19 protein-coding genes are annotated in these 16763 nt (G+C 61.6%); 3 read left to right on the top strand and 16 right to left on the bottom strand.

All coding sequences use genetic code 11. The annotated features are described in order from the left end of the window. Nucleotides 1-37: 37 nt before the first annotated feature. The 3 genes from QHG62_RS06650 to QHG62_RS06640 form a co-directional block, all read right to left on the bottom strand. Complete coding sequence (locus tag QHG62_RS06650; protein ID WP_281150084.1) at nt 38-1948, bottom strand: SurA N-terminal domain-containing protein; 1911 nt, start codon at nt 1946-1948, stop codon at nt 38-40. A gap of 293 nt (nt 1949-2241) precedes the next feature. Beyond that, nucleotides 2242-2550 carry a hypothetical protein gene (locus QHG62_RS06645; protein ID WP_281150083.1) on the bottom strand — a complete coding sequence of 103 codons (309 nt, stop codon included), beginning with the start codon at nt 2548-2550 and terminating at the stop codon, nt 2242-2244. 529 nt (nt 2551-3079) lie between these two features. Beyond that, on the bottom strand, nt 3080-3700 hold the full coding sequence (locus tag QHG62_RS06640; RefSeq protein WP_281150081.1) for an RNA ligase family protein: 621 nt from the start codon (nt 3698-3700) through the stop codon (nt 3080-3082). Between the two features lie 128 nt (nt 3701-3828). Here QHG62_RS06640 and QHG62_RS06635 point away from each other — a divergent pair, with 128 nt between their 5' ends. Continuing rightward, nucleotides 3829-4008 (top strand): DUF3606 domain-containing protein, encoded by a 180-nt coding sequence (locus QHG62_RS06635; protein WP_281150080.1) that lies wholly within the window; start codon nt 3829-3831, stop codon nt 4006-4008. Then, nucleotides 4008-4271 (top strand): hypothetical protein, encoded by a 264-nt coding sequence (locus QHG62_RS06630; protein WP_281150079.1) that lies wholly within the window; start codon nt 4008-4010, stop codon nt 4269-4271. The genes QHG62_RS06635 and QHG62_RS06630 overlap by 1 nt, the downstream gene beginning before the upstream one ends. An 18-nt stretch (nt 4272-4289) precedes the next feature. Here QHG62_RS06630 and QHG62_RS06625 read toward each other — a convergent pair whose 3' ends face one another. Both QHG62_RS06625 and QHG62_RS06620 read right to left on the bottom strand, forming a co-directional pair. Next, entirely contained in the window at nt 4290-4961 is a 672-nt protein-coding gene (locus QHG62_RS06625; RefSeq protein WP_281150078.1) for an SOS response-associated peptidase, read from the bottom strand. 94 nt (nt 4962-5055) lie between these two features. After that, the gene (locus tag QHG62_RS06620; protein ID WP_281150076.1) at nt 5056-6045 is read right to left on the bottom strand and encodes an IS1595 family transposase; all 990 of its coding nucleotides are present in this window, start codon (nt 6043-6045) and stop codon (nt 5056-5058) included. A gap of 223 nt (nt 6046-6268) precedes the next feature. On the opposite strand from QHG62_RS06620, the gene QHG62_RS06615 reads away from it, so the two are divergent. Then, nucleotides 6269-6511, top strand: coding sequence for a hypothetical protein (locus tag QHG62_RS06615; protein WP_281150075.1), 243 nt, complete (start codon nt 6269-6271; stop codon nt 6509-6511). A gap of 62 nt (nt 6512-6573) precedes the next feature. Here the strand turns inward: QHG62_RS06615 and QHG62_RS06610 are convergent, their stop codons facing one another. The 11 genes from QHG62_RS06610 to QHG62_RS06560 all read right to left on the bottom strand — a co-directional run bounded on the left by QHG62_RS06610 (nt 6574) and on the right by QHG62_RS06560 (nt 16755). After that, nucleotides 6574-9027 carry an ATP-binding protein gene (locus QHG62_RS06610; RefSeq protein WP_281150074.1) on the bottom strand — a complete coding sequence of 818 codons (2454 nt, stop codon included), beginning with the start codon at nt 9025-9027 and terminating at the stop codon, nt 6574-6576. A gap of 2 nt (nt 9028-9029) precedes the next feature. Continuing rightward, entirely contained in the window at nt 9030-9302 is a 273-nt protein-coding gene (locus tag QHG62_RS06605) for a hypothetical protein (RefSeq protein ID WP_281150073.1), read from the bottom strand. A gap of 108 nt (nt 9303-9410) precedes the next feature. Further along, nucleotides 9411-9965 carry a hypothetical protein gene (locus tag QHG62_RS06600; RefSeq protein WP_281150072.1) on the bottom strand — a complete coding sequence of 185 codons (555 nt, stop codon included), beginning with the start codon at nt 9963-9965 and terminating at the stop codon, nt 9411-9413. Then, nucleotides 9962-10558: a glycoside hydrolase family 19 protein gene (locus QHG62_RS06595; RefSeq protein WP_281150071.1), complete on the bottom strand. Its 597-nt coding sequence runs from the start codon at nt 10556-10558 to the stop codon at nt 9962-9964. The genes QHG62_RS06600 and QHG62_RS06595 overlap by 4 nt, the downstream gene beginning before the upstream one ends. Before the next feature lie 219 nt (nt 10559-10777). Then, complete coding sequence (locus QHG62_RS06590; RefSeq protein ID WP_281150070.1) at nt 10778-11104, bottom strand: hypothetical protein; 327 nt, start codon at nt 11102-11104, stop codon at nt 10778-10780. 100 nt (nt 11105-11204) lie between these two features. Next, nucleotides 11205-11621: a hypothetical protein gene (locus tag QHG62_RS06585; RefSeq protein WP_281150069.1), complete on the bottom strand. Its 417-nt coding sequence runs from the start codon at nt 11619-11621 to the stop codon at nt 11205-11207. A 10-nt stretch (nt 11622-11631) separates the two neighbouring features. Further along, a complete protein-coding gene (locus QHG62_RS06580; RefSeq protein ID WP_281150068.1) occupies nt 11632-11865 on the bottom strand; it encodes a hypothetical protein in 234 nt (77 codons plus the stop codon). A 2-nt stretch (nt 11866-11867) separates the two neighbouring features. Next, nucleotides 11868-13757 carry a hypothetical protein gene (locus QHG62_RS06575; RefSeq protein WP_281150067.1) on the bottom strand — a complete coding sequence of 630 codons (1890 nt, stop codon included), beginning with the start codon at nt 13755-13757 and terminating at the stop codon, nt 11868-11870. After that, nucleotides 13750-14160, bottom strand: coding sequence for a hypothetical protein (locus QHG62_RS06570; protein ID WP_281150066.1), 411 nt, complete (start codon nt 14158-14160; stop codon nt 13750-13752). Before QHG62_RS06570 ends, QHG62_RS06575 begins: the two co-directional genes overlap by 8 nt. Continuing rightward, nucleotides 14157-15545: a hypothetical protein gene (locus QHG62_RS06565; RefSeq protein WP_281150065.1), complete on the bottom strand. Its 1389-nt coding sequence runs from the start codon at nt 15543-15545 to the stop codon at nt 14157-14159. Before QHG62_RS06565 ends, QHG62_RS06570 begins: the two co-directional genes overlap by 4 nt. A gap of 4 nt (nt 15546-15549) precedes the next feature. Then, on the bottom strand, nt 15550-16755 hold the full coding sequence (locus QHG62_RS06560; RefSeq protein WP_281150064.1) for a hypothetical protein: 1206 nt from the start codon (nt 16753-16755) through the stop codon (nt 15550-15552). Between the last annotated feature and the right edge of the window lie 8 nt (nt 16756-16763).

The following is a 16763-nucleotide window of genomic DNA, read 5'->3' as shown; positions in this document are numbered from 1 at the left end:
CGCCACTGACCCGGACGCGACACCGTTCGCGTGCAGGTCAGCGTGCGACCGGCAGCGTGTCGGCTGGCTTCGGCACGAGGATCTCGGCCTTGAAGCGTTCCTTCAGCATGTTGTAGTACGCAACGTCCTCCGCAGCGGCCACCGATTGGCCGACCTGCGCGTTCTCCTGCTGCGCCTGCTCAGGCGCCGAAGGCGTGCGCGGAACAACCTTGGTCACGCGAACCACTGCATAGCCCTGGGTACCCAGGTCGACACCCACGAGCGCGGGCAGCTTCGACGCATCCGCGCGCAGCGCGGCATCGATGACCGTGATCGGCTGGTTCTTCGATTCGCGGCGCGAAACCGTGACCGGTGCGCCAAAGGTTGCGCCGTCGGCCTTTGCGGTCCAGGCAGCGAGCTTGGCTTCGCCCTCGGTCTTGGCCAGCACCGCTGCGCGCTCGGTCACAAGCTGCGCGCGGATCTTGTCTTTGACTTCGGCCAGGGGAATCGGATGTGCGGGCGAATATTGCGTTACGCGGCCAGATGCCAGCTGGTTCGAGCCGACCTCGATGGCTTCGGTGTTCTGCTTGCGCTCCAGCGAATCGGGCGCAAACAACGCGCTCAGGAAATTACGGCTTGCCAGCGGGCCGGTGGCACCCGGTGCTGGGGTGCGGGCAACATTGGCGGCCGTCTGGATCGTGAGCTTCAGCTTTTCAGCCGCGGGCTTGAGGCTGTCCGGCTGCTGGTACACCGCATCGGTGAAGGCTTCCGCGGCCTTTGCGAACTCCTGCGTTGCCTGTTGCGCACGAACGTCGTTCTCGATGGTGGCGCGCACCTGCTCGAACGGGGGCACCACGGCAGGCTTGATGTCGGTCAGGCGAATGATGTGATAGCCGAACTCGGTTTCGACCAGGTCGCTGATGTCGCCCTTCTTGAGTGCGAACATCGCATCGTCGAAAGGCTTGACCATGGCGCCGCGGGTCACGAAATCGAGGTCTCCGCCCTTTTCGGCAGAGCCCGGGTCTTGAGAGTTCTTGCGCGCAACGTCGGCAAATGTGGCCGGAGCCTTCTTCACTTCGGCCAGCAGCTGCGCCGCTTTTGCCTTGGCCTTTTCGCGGTCGGCTGCCGACGCGCTGGCCGGCGCGGTAATGAGAATGTGGCTCGCGCGGCGCTCTTCCTTGGTACCGAAGCGCGCCTTGTTCTGTTCGTAGTAGGTCTTGAGATCGGCCTCGTTCACCGACACGTTCTTCTTGGCTGCCTCGAGGTCGAGCACCAAGTACTCGATGCTGGCCTGCTCTGGGGCCTGGAACTGCGCCGTGTGGTCCTTGTAGTAGGTCTCGATGTCGGCATCGCTGACCGTTACCTTCGACGCGAAGCTCTCCGGAGCGAAGCGTGCCACCTGGATTTCACGGCTGTCGTAGAAAGCATTGATGGTGGCGGCTGCCAGCGCGGGCGGCGTGAATGCCGTGCCCGAAATGCCCAGCAGCACCTGCTGCGTTGCCAGGTCGGCACGCATCGAGGCTTCGTACTGCTCCGGCGTGCGGCCGGTCACGCGCTGAAAGGTCTCGCGGTCGAACTTTCCGTCGGGTGTGCGGAATGCCGCAAGGCCCGAATCCTGCGCGAAGATGCGGGACAGCCGCTCTTCGGAAACGGTCATGTTCGCCTTGGCTGCAGCCGCCGCCAGCACGCGGTCGCGCACCACGCGCTCCAGCGTGGCATAGCGCATCACATCGGAATCGAGCAGCGTCGGATCGACGTTCGGCGACTGCTGGCGAATGCGGTCGACCTCATTGCGGTGCTGCACGTCCCATTCGGAGCGGGTGATGTTGTGGCCATCGACGCGCGCAACCTTTTCCTCATTGCCGGAGCCCTGGTAGCGGTCCACGCCAAAGAGGACGAACGAGGGAATGATCAGCAAGAACAAGAAAATCATGACGATCTTGTTGTACTTGCGGAAGAAATCAAACATGCTTGAACACTCTCTTGCGACGGATGTCGAACGGCAATAAAAAAGGCGAACCTGTGTTCGCCTTTAGATCGGTGGTGGTGGGTGCTGAGGGGCTCGAACCCCCGACCTACGCCTTGTAAGGGATAAGAATCCCATTGTGAATCAACGACATAGAAGACCCGCCAACCAGTCGCTACCAACTTAGGCGCGTAGCGACGGGGGATTCTACCCGCCGCCAGCTAAGGAGTGCCCCGCCAAGAACGGAGGGGCACCTCGGAGGAATACCGGCCGGCGGGGCCGGCCGGGCATCATCACTACCAGTTCAAGCCAGGCCGTTGAAGGATAGGCAGCTGCGGCAAATGGCGCAGCAGTTCGAACGTTGTCTTGTCCGCAGGGGTGCGCAAGGAAGCATCGCGCAGCACAGTAGCGGGCACGATCTCCACAGGGACAAACTCATCATCGTTCAGCACGAAGAAGCGCATTCCAGCGTGAATTCGTGCAATGGTTTCATCGACCGTCGAGCGCCAAACCACTTTGCCGTTGGTCATCGCACCGAGTTCGACGAGCTGCGGCGACGGTTTGTTTGCATCCACATAGGATGCGTGGGTTATTACGATCTGCATTTCAGTGTCCTGATTCCGATAGACAAAAAGAAACGGCTCTACGTGCAGATCGTGCGAAGATCAGTTTGCTATCCCGGATCTCACAAGGTCCACAGCCCCCGAACCGTCAAAAGTTTGGGCCAGAAGCCGGCTCCCCTGCCAGGGAGACCGGTTTTCTGCGTTCTGGGCCCATCGTATCTAGGGTGCCGAGGGTCTACAAGCCACTACAGGTAGTGTTTTGTTGACCATTGATTTCTATGGGATTTTTCTCTATAGGGCACACGTCCCATCGGTGCCGCGTGAACAATGCCCAGGGGTCGCGCAGGCCGCGTGTGGCGTGGCTTACAAGACGATTTGGGCCTGCAAGGCGCATGGTTGCTGCGTCTTGCCTGTGCTGCTCTCCAATCCATCGGCTCTGGCGCAGCGCATCGCTACGCGTCTCCCGATAAATAAAATTAACCCCGATCGCCTTGGCGGTCCTAGATTTGCCGCGTTTTAACACCGAGTTGTATTTTCCTCACGCTTTTCCACGACACAGAAGCGCCCCGAGCTATCGCTTGAACCGCTCGGGCGGGATCGCACCCTTCCTCTTCACCTTCACCCAGTCGCTCGAGCGCACGCCAGGTTGATAGATGCTGTCGGCGCGCTTGGCCACGAGGCCTTCCAGCTTCAGCGGGATCACGGCTTCCTTGAACAGCTGCGCGGCGCCGTTCTCGAAGTGACCCACGTACATGATCGACGGCGGTGGTTTCTTGAGCAATTTCGCGAGCGCGGCCTTGCGCTTGAGCAGCGGCTGCAGCGTGATGTCGATGCCGCGGTGCACCAGCAGGTCGAAGATGCAGTAGACGACATCCGGGCATCCCGGATATCGGCGCCGGCGGCGCGCGCGGTCCTGCAGCTGGTTGAAGTCGCTGCGGCCCAGCTCATCGAGCACGCAGACCTCGCCGTCGACGATGCACTCCCCAGCCTTCACGAGGGCCAAGCTTTGCGCGACCTCAGGAAACCACTTCGTCGCGTCGGTGCCATTGCGCGTGCGCAGGTGCACGGCTCCGTCGAACTCGGCGACCAGTCGATAGCCGTCCATCTTCAGCTCGTAAATCCACCCCGGCTGGTCGAGGTCTAGCGGCCGCTCGTCGAGCAACATCGGCGGATAGTCGTCCAGCGAGAGCATGCTCCAAGGTCCGCCGCACGTAGGAAAGTTGCTGTCAGGAAAAGGCGGCAAACCGGCATGGCTCCGGACCTTCGATGCTGTCATCTTGGGGAAACGTGGGGCCTTCCCGCGCGCCTCAGGAGAACAAGATGGCAGACGACCCCAAGAAGACCGGCCTCGACCGCAAGCTGATCGCAATCGACGAGCCGCACGAGGTGCGGTCGTGGATGGAATCACTGAAGTGCTCGGAGACCCAGCTGCGTGACGCGGTGAAGGCTGTCGGCAATTCGGCCGAGGCTGTTCGCGAATACCTGGCCGGGAAGCGCTGATGGGCCACATTCGGCGCATTGCCGTCCACGTCGACGAGCCGGACCCTGGGCACTTCTACTGGGTGCACATGGAGGAAGGCGACGACGCCAGCCAGTGGGTAGAACTCGAATCGGCCGATGAGCCCTACGACTTGTGGATCGAGGCCCTGCAGGCCGGCATGCGGGCGCTGGTGGGCTATGCGCCAGATGAGCGCATTGGTCCCCGCGCCGAGGGGGAAGATGAAGACCTGCCACCCATCGGCATCCCCCTTGGAGGTAGTTGATCGACGAAGCGCTGGGCGCTATGCCAAGACCGCTGGCGCGGGCCCGCCGTCAAACACCTCGACGGGCGCCAGCTTCAGGAGTTGCTTCGCCTCTTCGACGGTACCGGCCAGCCAGGTGTCGAACTCGTGGACCTCGAGCGGTATCACGGACCGCTTGTCCTGTTTGTCGGAAGCCAGCTTCGGATCCGGCTTGTGCATGCGGCTCATCAGGGGGTGCGCGTCCGCGTTGATGGTGAGCATCGTGTAGCTCTCGTGGATCTCATCCGTGGCCTTGTCGGTCCAAGTGTTCCAGAGGCCCGCCAGTCCCCAGGGCGCCCCGTCCGCGCGCCTGAACTGCCACCAGACGTTCTTCCCCGTTTCCCAGTTCGGCTCATCGAACGCAGCCGCCGGAATGATGCAGCGCTGCCCGCGCTTCCACGGGTCCTTGTAGCTGGCCTTCGCCTCGAGTTCTTCGCTCCGCGCGTTGTTCGTCGGGTACTTCAGCTTCGGCTCCTTGGCGAACCATGGGATGAGGCCCCACTGCCCGGTGACCAGCTCCCGTTCGTAGCCCGTCACGTCCTTGGCCCGGCGGATGAAGGGCCCGTGCGTGCGCGGGTAGACCGCCTTCACCCAGCGGGGCGGGCCGTTCTGGCGAACGTGCCAGAAGCTCTCGATCTCGTAGTCGTCGGGGGAGATGTAGCGGTTGCACATGGCCGGATTCTGCGACGATTTAATACTGTATGCTTATAAGGGGTATCCCATTAGCTCCAGAGTCTCTGGATAACTGGATGTATATCCAGTTATCCTATCCCTTTTGCTTCGGCTTCGCACCAGCCTGGATCACGTCTTCATAGGTCACCGGCGCGGTGATCACGGCCTGCTGCAAAAGTCGATAAAACAGCAGGCCGCGCGAGCCCGAGGTTCGGCGGTTGAAGCGAAAGACGAACTCATCGAGATAGGCGTCCAGATGCTCCGGCTGAACCGAGCCATGGTGCGTGCCCAGGATCCAGCGCTTAACCAGCGCGGCCACGCGGTGCACGCCAGCCATCGAGACATGGGCGGGCACGTCTGAGCCGAGCATGACCGTGCGCTGGTGCCCATAGCCGAGGTCTTGCAACGACCGGTAGGCGGCCGATCCATCGGTGCGCACCTGGGCGCCAGGCTCAATGGCATCTTGTACGAACGGAATGACATGGGCATCAGAGTCCTTGGCGATGCGACGTAGGCGAATCCGCCCGAATCCCTTGGGCTCCAGCATCTCCACCGCGAGGACGACCAGCACCTTGGGGGTATTGTTCTTGCGCCCTGCAGACGAGAGCGGGTCTTCGCGATCAGTGAGCGCCAGATAGGTTTCGTCGACCTCCACGATGCCCTTGAGGCGACTGCGATCTGGCCGCACCATGGCACGGCGGAACCGGTGCAACATCATCCAGGCGGTCTGGTAGCTGCCCAGGCCGAGGACGCGCTGCAGCCCCAAGGCGCTGACGCCTTGCTTCTGGTTGGTCAGATACCAAGCCGCGGCCAGCCACACGCGCAGCGGCGTGCGGGTCTTGTCGAAGATGGTGCCGGCCGTCACCGTGGTCTGGTGTTGGCAGCCACGGCACATCAGGCGGGTGCGGCTGGCGCGGTACGCCTCGCCAATGCTGGCGCACTTCGGGCAGACGAATCCGTTGCCCCAACGCAGCCTCTCCAGGTACGCCAGGCAGTCGTCCTCGGTGGAAAACCAGTCGAGGAATTCGTTCCAGGTCTGGGGGTAGTCCTTGCCCGCCGTCGGCGCTAATATCTGTTCATTCATCCAGTAGTCCGGCAATTGCTGGAGCTAAGAGGATACCCCTTATGCTTATACAGTGATTTGCAACGTTGTCCTGCTTCGAAGCCATGGGAACTGGCGCTCACGCGGCCAAGTGAGTGGCGAGGCGGGATGCCGCGGCTGGCTGGATTTCCGCAAAGCGAACCCTGCTCACTACGGTCGCTCTTGGCAGGCCCGGTTGCTCAATCCCAAAAACCTGGAAGCCGACATGCTGCCGGTGCTGCAGTACGCGCGCGTGCTCACGATCAAGGACGGCGGCGTGCTGATCGACGGCCAGGAGATCTCCTTCCGCGGCGTCAAAAGCAAGCCCGTGCGCACCCGGCAGACCTGGTGGTGCGTTGTCCACGCGGAGGAAGCCTACGCTGCCTTGGACCGCATGAACCCCGCCTGCTCGACCGGCTTCCACGTCAATGATGACGATGACGCAGGCATCCGCGTCTTGCCGAGATAAGGTGACGCCCGGCTGCAAGAGCGCGACACAGGTTGATTTAAAGTTAGTTACAGCCTACACGGTCATTTTTTTACAAGACTGAAATTCACTTGACCACAGGCACACCGCACAGCCTCGGCGCTGCCTTGGGACGGCGTTGAATAGATCACACCAAGGCAGGAGGCACAGTTAAATACCTGAACAAGTTTCTTGTAAGCGTCGACTACCGGCGCGAAATCATTCTTGTGTAAATTCGCCCATTCGTTGTAATGGACAGCCGCGTTTACTTGCCATTGCTCAACGTTAGAAACCTTGGCAGCATCTATAACTGCAACCTCTAGATCAAGCAACTCCTGAGGGAATTGCCGCCCCCAAGACTGAGCTGCCGCCTTAGCGGCCGAAATCGATTTTCTGAATTTGGCAACAGCAGCAGGAAGTAAGTCACCTAAATTGTACCGAGCATCGCCGCTGAATTCTACAGGCGCCCTTAGGCTGTGACACACCTCCTTCGCGAAATATTCCAAGTAGTGACGAAGAAGCGCTGCTGCGTCCCGGACATTATTCTTGGTCAAATGATTCTCGATCTCCAACCATACGTCGCGGTCGTCCCACTCGGTCGGTCCAATATCAACATTCCAAGTGCGAAAATGGATTGAGTGCTTTTGGTCCACCAAACCTACCGTCTTCATGTGCTTCAGCCAAATGTCATCATGCGTAGTAAATATAAACTGCGTCGTAGGGAATTGACTTTTTAACATTTGACTGACTTCTCGTCGGTGACCCGCATCTACCGACATTAATACGTCATCGAGCACCGCAAACGTAAATCCGTCGCCCGCCAAATGCCTCATCAAAGCCAAATAGAGACATAGCCCCATTCCATCTTGGTGCCCTTCGCTATGATAAGCGCTGGGCGGAAAGAATCCGCGGCCGTAAAAATCAACATCAAACCCGAGCTTGTTAAGTGACGGCTGAAGCTTGGCCTCAAAATTCGCCTCGTCATCGCTATTCACCATGCGATAAAGTTCTCTGAAGGTGCCTTCAACGCTTTTGTAGATCGTTTCTAACGAAGATGTAGTAACACGCCCGTAAGCTTCGGAAATCTTTTGGGCCATTGCAAATTCAGCATCCGCAGCGCGCCAGTCGCGCGATGCCCTCTGATAGCTCTCAAATCTTTCCTGCGCCAAGGCGAGGTTCACGCGAGCATTCTCCTGAGCGCTCGCTTCCGGCAAATCTCTGACGGCCGTATAAATTTGCTCGAACTCCGCCATCGCTTCAGCAGAAATTTTCCCGCCCCCCTCAACGGCAGCGATTGAGTCAGTCATCGGAAGCAATTTCCTCAAGCTGTCCTCTGAGTTTTTCAGGCGTGTGACGTATTGCTGCAATGCCCCAACTGCACGCACTGGAACAAGTTGACCGCCTAAACTAGCCGCGAGTTCGGCGCAAGCTCTAAGAGCTTGAAAGGCGCCAACTATCGACCTCAGCTGCTCATCTAACTTTCGTCGGCGAGCAACGACTTCCTCAAATTTACTTATTTTCTTTTGCAATATTTCCGTAAATTCTTCGGAGTCCCAACGGGTATCACACACCGGGCAATTTTCCCCGTCGAAGTTTTCTAAAGCCTTTTCCAAGAAAGCAGCCTGAGAACTATCACGTAGATACGCCTCATCAGCCTTCAAGGCTTCCAGCTCACTTTGTGCGTCGCCCAGCTTACCCAAAAAAACATCAGAACTGATGTAGTCAATCCATGTCCTGAAAGTTGCCAAATCGTCCAGAGCTGCTTTCTTTGCAATTTTCACTCGCGGCACAGCGTCAGCTTCACCAGGTTCTACCCCTTGATTAAGCACTGAATCTTTTTCGAGCGCCTGGACGGGTGCGAGGCGAAGGACATTACGATATTCATTCACCTTTTCCAAGATTGCCGCAGAATTTAGCGCAGGCAGGGCCAAGCCACGTATAAACTTCTCCCCCTCTATCTTTTTAGCGTCAGCTGCTGATCTGAGTTGCGCTTTCGACGCGTTTGCTATTTTTGAAAATAATCCACGCAGATGCTCAACTTCGTTAAGGCGCAATAAGGCTTGCACCTCTTGCGATCGCTTGGCAGGCTCGGCCAATACGTATCGGATGAGCTCTCTCCGAGATAGAACGAATTCCGGATGAACTGCCACATCATCGAATATTTTCCGGATGGCGGGCTCGTCCGGAACGATCAAAGGCTTCTTTGCGTCGTGTACGTTTCGCGTGATCGTGGCAGTTTTATTCAATGACGGAATATTTACCGTGAGTTCAACGACCGCCAGCTTGGGCTTGGTTCGGCTGTCGACGTGTGGTCCATGCTCTCTAACCGACAGCGCCCCTGTTCCTTGCCCCGACAGTCGAGAAATATTGCCAGTCAAGGCAAAATCTAGAGCATCTACGATCCCGCTCTTCCCCGTTCCATTGGGACCGCAGATAGCAAAATTCTTCCCGCCCAGCGCCAGCTTCAAAGACCGGACGCCCCGAAACTCTTTAATCACAATGCTTTCAACATTAATCATAATTAAATTCCAAACATTGCGATTTTCAAATCCAGTTCAGACGGCTTGCCCCCGAACACAACTTTTCTCAAATTGGAAGCAATCTCTTCCGTTGCAGCATCCTTCCCCAGCTCATCGAGGAATTGACCGATGATCTGATGCGCCACACTGCCATTACCGGGCTGAACTGACACTGCTGACTGTTCAAAAAGAGGCTCGGCGGCTTGCGTGGAGGGCTCGGCAACGGTCGCGACCGCAGGTTCAGTAGGCTTGCGAGTTATGTGCTGTGAAATCATGGGGTCTCATCAAAAAAGGAGTGAGCCAATGAAACACATCTAGTCACCTTTAGCAATCATCGGTTTCAGGGAGCTCAGCACTCTGAACCCACCCGGTTCAACCCGCCTTCATCGCGGCTTCGGCGCCATAAGTCCGCGGTCATTGCCGACGATCCCGAGCAGCAGCCCTATTTGGGCGTCTCGCTGCTCAACAACGATGCGACCTCGCTCAAGTAGCTCTGCACCTCGCGCAGCCAGGTCTCCGAGGACCGCGGATCGATCTGCGACACGCTGGCAGGCAGCGGGGTCGCTTGCGGCTTCGTCCCGATCACGGGCGGCGAAGGCGGCGAACTGCTGGCGCATCCGCTCAGCATCACCAGCAGCAGCGCGGCGGCGGCCATCGAGCACGGCCAGTTTCTTTTCGTAGGCATTGACGTTTTCCTGTTGGGCTTTGGCATGGGAGGCCTGCATCGCAAGCACGCGCTGCAGGTCATCGAGCGCGGCGAGCGCGCGGCGCGTGTTCTCGGCCTGGCGGTCGAGCTTTTCGTCGGAGAGGGCTTTCTGCGCTTTGGCGACCGCCGCCCTCGCCTTCAGTACCTGCGTGCGCTCCACGCCCACCACGGCAAGCGCCAGCGCGAGCAGCAGCGCCCACAGCCACGAAGGCACGATGTCGAGCAACTTCATTTGCTCAGCACCTTGTACGCACGCGCAGTGATCGCCTTGCGCTCCGCGAGCTTCAGGCGCGCCGGGCCATTCACGCGCCCGGTGACCTCATAGATATCGCCCCGCTCTGCCGCCGGCAGGCAACCCTTGTACTCGGCAAAGAACCAACATGCCGTAAGCGCGGCGTGCATCGGCTCGAGCACGAGTGCCGGATTGCCCACGTAGTCGAAGTCCAGCGCATCACTGGCTGCTTTATAGGCCGCCTCCCAGGTGAGCTGGATCAAACCGCGGCCATGAAAACCTTTGTAGCGCAAGCTGCTCAGAGCAGCGGGCTTTCGCACATAGTCCTCCGCCCGATACCCGCCCTTCACAAACAGGCTCGGGAAGATGTCGCGAAGCCGGTCTGCAGAGGTGTAGCTAAGACCCTCTTCCACCGCCGAAAGTCGACCCTCGCGGCCTTCGGACTCGATGGCCACTTGGCCGAGGAAACACGCAGCCACCGCAGCCGACGTGATACGGAAGCGGCTCATGCCATCGTTCAGATGACACGCGTAGCGCTCCGAATTGGCGCGCGTGGCGCCCGTGCAGTCAACAAGGGTTTGGACATCGATCATGGCTTTCTCGGCTCCTTCGCCGCGGTGAGGTTGTTCAGGTTCATGGCGTGACGCCGGCACAGCGGAGGTACAGCGCAACGATGGCTTCGGTGTGCTGGCTTCTCTGCGCGGTAGTGGGATTCGTCGGAAGCGTCGGGAGCGGCGGACAGTCGCGCGCCACGGGCGGCTGCGTCGCGCACGCCTGCAACGCCAACACCAACAGGGCGGCCGCTGCTCTTCTCATGGGCGACCCCCTTGGAGCTTCTCGTTCGCCCGCTTGATGGTGTTGTTCACCGCGGCGGCTGGTGGTGGCGGCGCCGGCGCAGTGGTGGCTTTGGCTGCGGCCTTGGCTGTGATTGCCGCCGAGGTCGCGGTCTTGGCCGCGGCTCCCACCTGGTCGGCCGCCTCGCCCACCGCTTCTGCTGCGCTCGACGTTGCTTTTGCTGCGTCCGAGACGGCGCCGGCAGCGCTTTCAAGGCGGAGCCCATAGGCCTTCTGAAGTCTCGCGATCTCTTCGAGGGACGCCTGCCGCTGCTGCTGCACACCGACGAAGTAGCCGATGCTCACGCCACCTCCAAGAAGGCCGCCAATCACGACGCATGCATTGAAAACATGGCGGATGGAACGGGGCAGTCGCTTGGTTGGCTCGAGCGGCGACAGGTCGCTATCAACGGGGTGCATGAATTTGCTCCTGAAGTTTTCGAACTTGGTCCCGCAGACCGAGCATCTCTGCGCTTTGCAACTCCAACTTTTTGCTCTGTGCCTCGAGCTGAGAGTTCTGCTGTGCAATCAGCTTGGTCATCTCCGCCATTTGCCCTTCCATGCGTGCGAAGGCCTCGCGCACTTCATTGCGCTCTTCGGCGAACTTGTCGGCCCGCAGCGTCATGGCAACAAGCGCAGCGTCGGAGCGCTCCGCAACACTTCGCCAGTGCGCGATGGCCGAGACGTTCGCCTCGGTGTTCGCGCCCTCGAGCTGGCGCTGCCCGCGCTGATTCCAAAGATAGAGAGCCACCGCGACGGCCACGGCGCCGGCGCCTCCGAGCACGCCCTTCAGCTCGGTGAATACTTGGATGAAATCGCCCATTGATGTCTCTCTAAATTTCGAACTGCACGGGCGGCATGTCGGCGGGCGCATCGCCCTCGATCACGCCGTCGCGCACATACACCTCGGCGCCGACCACGCGCGGCCCCACGCCGCGCGCCGTCAGCACACCGCCACCGGGCAGCACCAGCCGCGCGACATCGCCATCGATGCCGGTCACGGTCGCGATCACCAGCCGCTTGGGCGGCAGCAGATCCAGAAAGACGCTGTAGGGATTGCGGCTCATGCTCAGGCCTCCACATGCGTTTCGACGGTGAGCGTCTGCCGCAAGGTCGGCCAGGCCTCATCGAGCGCGACACCGCGCACCAAGCCCAGCCGCGTGGCATCGCCGCCGTCGTAGCGCACGAGCGAGCCGGGAAGAATCAGGCCTGTCTCGGCGAGCACCGGCATGCGCAGGCTGACGTGCGCCTGCCGGCCCGTGTTGCTCAGCTCCGCCACGCCGCGCTGCATGACGGCATCGGCGTGCGTCATGAGCGGATGCACGACCATGGGCGCCGCGTAGTCGCCTGCGGTGCCGCTGCGCGTGATGTCGCCCCGCACGCCCGAGCCGGACGCGCCATAGACGAACGCGCGGTTGAAGGCCGGCCGCCGGACCCATTCGATGCCTTCGACCGAGACAACATCGGCGGGCAGCACGTAGTCGGGCGTGAGCGTGTGCCACATCCATGGCGCCGCCGGATAGCGCGGCAGGATGCGCAGCGTCGGGTCGGTGTTGTGCGGCTGCACGATGGCGCCGGCGGCCGTGGCGATGTCGAGCACGGCCGCGATGGGCGTGCCCTGAAAGGCCCAGGTTTCCCCGGGCACGAACCAGTCGCCGATCCGGTAGTCGATGGCCCAGTCGTTATTAACCCCGTTAATAGTCATCGCCAGTGCCATGAGCTGCGCCGCCGTGCGCCCTGCCGCGGAGGCAAAGTGCTGCTCCGACACATACGGCCGGTCTAGCAGCGCCGCGCGGCCCTTGCCCCGCACGCGAACCTCGGCACGCGCAAAGCGACGCTCCCGCGCGGGGACATCGGCCACCAGCCGATAGGGCACGCCGTTGACCATCGCGAGCAGCTCGGCCGGATCGCCGTTGCCGTCCTCCTGTACCAGCGGCAGCGCCGAGCCCGGCAGCGTGGCGCTCCATTGCCAGGTCCACGAGTCGGCATCGAGCGACATCGAGAACCCCCGGGCTTCGATGATGTCGCCACTGTCCACGCGCGTGAGCGCGATGCTGTTTTCCACGGAATAGACCTCCAAGACGGGCACGACAACCGTCTGCCCGGTGCCGGGCGGCGACCCATGCCGCTCGCAAACAAAAATGAGCGTCGTGCTGTACTTCTGCCGCTCGCTGAAAACGAGCGTCGTCGAGGGCACATAGCAAGGGATCTCGACCGGCGGCTCGTTGACCGCGCGGCCCGGTAGCGGCGCCATGGCGGCCTGCCACCGCGACACGCGCCCGATGTCGAGCTGCACCGCGGCGCCGAAGCCCGCCTCATGTCGCTGCTCGGCGCGCACGGCCTCCTGCCAGCGCGCTCGCACGCCGCGGCGCAACCGCTCGGCCCCCTGATGCCGAATGGCGACCGGCGCCGTTGCCACGCGCATGGCTTCCTGCCAGCGTGCCGCGGCGCCAGTGCGCACCCGCACCGCCTCTTGATGGCGCAGCACGACCGCGGCGCCCAGTTGGCTGGCCGCCTGATGCCGCAGCGCCGCGGCGCTACTGGTGCGAAGCACGTCCTGCCAGGCCGGCGCAACGCCGACGACCAGCGGTGCGGCCTTCTGCCACGCGGTCGCGCGGTAGGCACGCGCGCGTTCAGCGCCTTGGTGCCGCGCCAGCGCGCCGCCTTCAATCTGCTGCGCGATCTGCCAGCCGGCCGACACCTTGCCCACGAGCGGGCGCGAAACCCCACTCGAGTAGCTCGACGTGCCCCGCACCATGAAGGCCGGCAGCGGGATCGATCCGCCGGCGGTCGCATAGGGCGGCATCGTGACCACGGCCGCGCCGAACACCATGAAGGCGGGCAGCGGGATGCGGCCGAGCGCGTAGGCCGCGGTGGCGGTCGCGTCGGGCTCGCCGAAGACGAGGACGTTCGGCGGCCCGTCGAGAGGCGGCTTCCGGAAGATGAGGTCCTCAAGCACCGAAGACCACCTCGCCGATGAAGAAGGTTCCGCCCTGATAGAGCTTCGCCTCAGGGTCGCCCTCGGGCGGGTTGACCACGACGAGCTTCACCTGCCCGGTGCCCGAGGGACCGCTCATGCTGAAGTCGGCCACCCAGGTGCCGTCCGCCAATTCCACGCGGCCCCAGGTCGCAATGCCAGTCGCGAGCGCCAGGTCGCCCGCGCTGTCGGCCTGCGTGAGCGCTAGCTGCCCGTTGTCCACGGTGCCGGCGGGCAGCGCCAGCGCGGCCGAGGCGAGCAGCGTCGCAATGGCGCCCCCCTCGGCCGGCTGCACGCCTCCACACGCCAGGAAGCGCGCCCCGGTGCCCAGGTACGCGAGCAGGCCAGGCCCGCCCAACATTGCATTGATGGCGAGCAAGTTCATGGCATCAGCTCCACCTTGCCATTGGCAAGGCTCAAGCCATCCGTGACGACAGCGCGCTTTCCATGGTCGAGGTAGTACGCCAGGACGGTGTAGCTCTGCAGCTCGTCGACATACTGAAAGTCGTAGCTGCCGTCCGCCGCGCTCCACTGCTCGCGGATCACCAAGCCATCGGCTTCGCGCACCAGTCGCACGCGGCACCGATACGGCTTGTTGAGCGGGTTGACGTAGTCGAGCGTGACGCCTCGCACGCGGCCAACGCCTTGACCGCGCACCCCGGTGAGATAGTCCGGGCGTGCTCGAAAGAAGGGCTGTGCCTTCGTCGAACCGTAGGGCATGACGATGCTCATGGCCGAGGGAACACGAACGAGCTCAGATGTGCGCACGTACGCGGCGTCAAGCTCGATCAGTGAGTGCGTTTCCTCCGCCTCGCGGACTTGAATCCAATTGAAGTAGGAAGTGCTGTTGTACGTCCGCACCCCGACTTCGCCAGCTCCGGCGAAGGTCGTGTCGGTACCCGTCAGCTTCAACACACCATTCACATAGACTTTGTACGTCGACCCGACCATGGACACTCGCAGGGTCCAATCCCCAGACCCCGATAGCCCGTGCGGGGTCGCTGCGATGGTCGTATAGACAGGCGTGGCGTTGTTCGAACCGTGGCTGATGTACACGTTTCCCGCGCCAAGACCGACCACATAGCCATAGCTATCGTTGGCCGCCCCCCAGTACGTAGTGCGGAACACAACACACGGTTCACCCTGCACGTTGGCGACGAGCGTGATGTCCACGTCCGCCATGGACGGCATGGTCGCGAACCGCACTTTTGAGTCCGTGACGGCCGCGGTGCTGAGTTGCATGCGGTATCCGTTCACCGCCACGTGGCTTCCCGGCGCTGACGAGAACACCGTCTCTCCAGCAATACTCAGATCGCGCCAATCCTTGTCGAAACGCATTTGGCCCGGGATCGCGCGCATGGTGTTCGCGGTTTTGGTCCGCACGCCCGGCCACTTGATGCCGATGAAAGCTGTCGGATACCGGTCGGACCAGGCGGCGCCATCGTCCGACCACTGCAGCACCGCGACGGCAGGAAACACGAGCCTGCTATCGGCCGATCCAAAGAGGATGTTGGTCACATCCACGTCGCCGCCGGACCCCAAATCCCATACCAACACCACGTCCTTGGCGACCGCCCACGACGCCTCGGTCGTCAGGCTGTCGTCTTTCAAGTTCGCCAATGTCCCGGATGTCGGGGCGACGTTGCTACTCAGTGTTGCCGCGGCATCCACGCGCGTGGTCTCGTTGAAAAGCTGAACTTCACTCAACGTGAGCGCCCCGCCTGCATAGGCGGCTACGACCTTCACGCGCCAGTAACGATGTGCTGCCATCGCGTTAGCGCCACGGCCCTGTGATGTCTATGAATCCAATTCCGGTGTTACCGGACAAAGGAGCGTTCGTCGGTCCAGTGGACACATCGCGGCACGAGACGGCCTGCAACACGCGGCCTGCGAGAGATCCGGAACCGGGGACCTTGTCAAGCTGCTTGAACGTGTCGTACACCTGCGATTGCGGGACGTGATAGATGCCGGGCATGTCGCCCCTGACAGGTGATACGGTGCCCGCAGTGACGTACTTATTTGAGAGGCGCATCGCCCCGTCGATGACGCTGGGAAAAGACCCGAATGTGTTGTCCTTGCCGGAAGCGAGGGGGCTGCCTTGGTTGCCTACATAGGAAAAAATAGTCTGCACAACAGCAGACCCCAGCGCCGTGTAAGACCGAGGAAATGCCGTACCGGCCGTGGAGCCACCAGAAAAAACAGCTCCATCTGGGATGGCGTTGGCGGTGGTGGCTGTCGAATAGGACAGCCCACAAGCGTAGGCATCGCCCCCTGGCTTCGCCGCCAAAATATCCCCAAAAAAACGGGTCTCGCTGCCCACGTTCGCCGCCGCGGTGGCAACCCCCACCGCAGGAGAGAAATAGAAAAGACGAGAGTCCGCATGGATTGCCCACGGATTGGCTGTGCCGTTGGCCACCGTGCTCTTGCCCCAGTAGCCGCCACCTGCAACTTGCGCGGCAATGGGGAACGGACCCACACCCGTGTCCGCGTCTGTCATCGATTCGTAGCCAATCACGCGGGCGATAGTCGTGCCCGTGTCGTCCACGCGCAGCAGCATCTTCGTGCTCGCCGGATCGAGACTGCGATACACGCCGACATTCGCCTTCGAGAAGACTTTCTCCCAGCCGGCCGGCGCGATCTTGATAGTGATCGTCCCCGAGGCCACGCCATCCGCCGCGGCGGTCGCGAACTTCACGACGCCCGCGCCAATGGCTGTCACCTTCTGTTCGCCGTTCAGCGCAGCGATGCTGCTGCCCGCCACGACGATGACCGAATCCATTTGCGCGCTGTGCGAGCCCGTGAAGCCCAGCGTCGCCACGCCGCCGGCCACCGTCAGGCTGTTGGCGCTCTTGAGGTCGAAGCCGTTCACGAGCACCGCATCGAGCAGCGCCACCAGCGAGCCGGCCGTGCCATTGAGCACGGGCGCGCCCGTCATGGTGCTGTTGAAATTCTTGACGCCGGTATCGACAACTGAAGTCATGTTCTCTT

The organism is Variovorax paradoxus, assembly GCF_029919115.1.
Lineage (GTDB): Bacteria > Pseudomonadota > Gammaproteobacteria > Burkholderiales > Burkholderiaceae_C > Variovorax > Variovorax paradoxus_O.
The sequence above is the reverse complement of the archived record's forward strand: the minus strand, read 5'-3'. Positions and strand labels throughout refer to the sequence as shown.